Source organism: Actinomyces sp. oral taxon 170 str. F0386 (assembly GCF_000195595.1).
In the GTDB taxonomy this organism is placed as follows: Bacteria; Actinomycetota; Actinomycetes; order Actinomycetales; family Actinomycetaceae; genus Actinomyces.
This window is the reverse complement of record NZ_GL882560.1, coordinates 1-2,025: the sequence shown is the minus strand read 5'-3', so window position 1 is coordinate 2,025 and position 2,025 is coordinate 1. Positions and strand designations below refer to the sequence as shown.

Sequence of the window (2,025 nt, the reverse complement as noted above, 5' to 3'; positions counted from 1 at the left end):
GGTAGGCCTGGACGTCTCCGGCCCGGGCCGCCTGGAGCATGGCCCGGTGAGCCTTCGCTGCGCTGATGATGTCCTCGGGTCTGGTGGGGTTGTCCAGGAGGGGGACGGTCAGGGTGTGGATGGCCCAGAAGGCCTCGGTCAGGTGCAGGAAGAGGTGGTTGTCCAAGGGCTCGAGCAGCCGCATGTGGAAACGGCGGTCCTGCTCGGTGAAGAGCTCGCCCTTCGAGGCGAGTTCCTCGATCTGGTCGACAACAGTGTCGAGCTCGGTGTCTTGTCGGTTCTTCCAGGCGTGGGTGACGGGGCCGGCCAGGGCGTTGTCGAGGGTGATGCGGACCTCGACGATGTCGCGCAGTCCGCGGTGGTCGTCTCCGGGGTTGAGCAGGCCTCTGAAGACGAGGGACTCGACCATGGGGCGCATGGAGACCTTGCCGACGAACATGCCGTGTCCGTGGCGGACCTCGACGATGTCGAGGGCGACCAGGGTGCGCACGGCCTCGCGCACGGAGGAGCGGGACACGCCCAGGTCGGCGCACAGCTGCGACTCCGTCGGCAACGCATCACCCGGCTGCAGTCCCTTGGCGAGAATGTAGTTCTTGATCTCGACGATTGCTGTGGAGGACTGAGTCATAGGACTGGTGGTGAGGCCGGACATGACACCGCGGGACGTCTGCATGGCCCTATTGTCCGACTTTCGGTGCATGTGCGCTCGTGAATGCCTGCCCGTACATATCCTCTTACTGCCGGAGCCCCGGACGATTGTCGCCATCGGGGCGTCGTCGGGCAGCGGTGCTCCACACCGCGGACTAGTGAGCGATTGTGAGCGAGTTGCTGCTACAACACTCACGGTGCAACAGTTGCGGCATGTCCGACACGCATGCGGTGCTCCCCGCCCGTCCTCCCTATGACAGTGCCACTGCCGCCCTGCTCGAGCGCATCCAACCACTCGGCGTCTTCCGGACCATGACGATGCGGAACATCCCGAGCTGGCGCGTTCCCGCTGACGAGGTCCGAGAGGGGTTCCTCATCAGGCATCCCGATATCGACCTGGAGGACGTCGAGGTCGTTCGCGAGGATGGGACGACGTTTCCTGCGACGGTCGCTCGGAGTGTCCGGGACGTCTCCTGCGGCCGGCCTGGTCCCCTGTTCCTTTCACTGCACGGGGGAGGGCTCATCATGGGGTGTCGTTTCAACGGTCTGCTGACCATTGTCCCATGGTTGCGGCGGTACGGGGGTGTCATTGTCAGTCCCGAGTACCGTCTGGCTCCGGAGGATCCGGCGCCCGCCGGCGTCGAGGACTGCTACGCCACGCTGTGCTGGGCGGTTGAGCATGCCGAGGACCTCGGCGTCGATCCAGGTCGCGTCGTCGTCGTCGGGCCAAGTGCCGGTGGAGGGCTGAGTGCTGGCACGCTGCTCATGGCGCGAGACCGACAGGGGCCGCTCGTCCTCGGCGGGCTGCTGGACTACCCCATGCTGGATGACCGCACCGGAATGCCTGACTGGCAGGACTCGGTCTCGGCGCGCCAGTACCCCGATGACGGCACCTGGCCGACGTCGTACAACGACGTGGCCTGGGATGCTGCGTTGGGGGAACGGCGCGGTACGGATCTGGTCACCTCCTACGAGGCGCCCGCCCGTGCCGCGTGGCTGGGCGGGCTGCCACCGCTGTTCATCTCTGTGGCGTCCGCCGAGGTCTTTCGGGACGAGGATGTCGCCTTTGCTACCAGGGTGTGGCGTGATGGTGGTGATGCCGAGCTGCACGTCTACCCCGGAGGCACGCATGCCATGGAGTTCGTCAACGCGCGCTGGCTCGCGCAGGGACTCACTGCAGCGCGCGATCTGTGGGTGGACAGGTTGCTTCGTCCAGAGGACCCGCGTCTCAACGTCGTGGCCGTGGCGCAGGCCGGGACCTATCCGGCCCTGACGGAGGAGTACTCCGCCGGCCGACTCAGGTGAGAGAGGCTAGGAGTGGGGCGTAGTGCCGGGTGGTGGCCTGGCGGTAGGCCTGGACGTCTCCGGCCCGGGCCG

Annotated in this window: 2 protein-coding genes; one reads left to right on the top strand and one right to left on the bottom strand. The window is 66.7% G+C overall.

Translation table 11 applies throughout. The annotated features are described in order from the left end of the window. A partial coding sequence (locus tag HMPREF9056_RS11045) for a FadR/GntR family transcriptional regulator (protein ID WP_034514482.1) occupies positions 1–673 on the bottom strand: 673 nt, incomplete at its 3' end. A 188-nt stretch (positions 674–861) separates the two neighbouring features. Between HMPREF9056_RS11045 and HMPREF9056_RS11040 the strand changes: the two genes are divergently transcribed. Beyond that, positions 862–1,953 (top strand): alpha/beta hydrolase, encoded by a 1,092-nt coding sequence (locus HMPREF9056_RS11040; RefSeq protein ID WP_009405064.1) that lies wholly within the window; start codon positions 862–864, stop codon positions 1,951–1,953. The last annotated feature ends 72 nt before the right edge of the window (positions 1,954–2,025 follow it).

Excerpts from the sequence above, each read along its gene's own strand:
- HMPREF9056_RS11040 (WP_009405064.1), top strand. The coding sequence starts at position 862 with ATGTCCGACACGCATGCGGTGCTCCCCGCCCGTCCTCCCTATGACAGT.